Annotated in this window: 1 pseudogene; it reads left to right on the top strand. The window is 57.3% G+C overall.

What is annotated here, in order from left to right:
* Positions 1-43 precede the first annotated feature (43 nt).
* A pseudogene (locus ACTHTS_RS11295) lies at positions 44-438 on the top strand (surface lipoprotein assembly modifier); the annotation flags it as partial.

The following is a 438-nucleotide window of genomic DNA, read 5'->3' as shown; positions in this document are numbered from 1 at the left end:
TCCCGACGACGACTGCTTCCGAGGCTGGACATTCCCCGAACCCATCGATGCGACTGCCATCCATTACCAAATCGGCGCAGAAAAAAAATGGTCGCTGCCCCGCGGCTTCTATGCCACGGCAGGCGCAGACCATTACGGCAAAATCTATCCCAAGCACACCAACTACAACGACCTCAACACACGCTTTTCGGCAGGCATCGGCTATGCCGACCAGCGCAACGATATCGGCATGACCCCGTTCCATGAACGCCGCTTCTAAGGCAACGACCCCTACACCTACACCAACGGCGCACGCCTCCACTACAACCATTGGTGGCAACCAAAGCTGCAAACCCTCAGCGCATTTGAAGCAGGCCGTCTGAAAAACGGCCGCCGCGAGCATTCCAACAACACCAGCCAAACGTTCAGAAACTCCATCGTGTACTCACGCCACGCGCG

The organism is Neisseria sp. P0019.S003, from assembly GCF_051957115.1.
Taxonomy (GTDB): domain Bacteria; phylum Pseudomonadota; class Gammaproteobacteria; order Burkholderiales; family Neisseriaceae; genus Neisseria; species Neisseria flavescens_D.
This window is presented reverse-complemented; position numbering and strand designations above follow the sequence as displayed.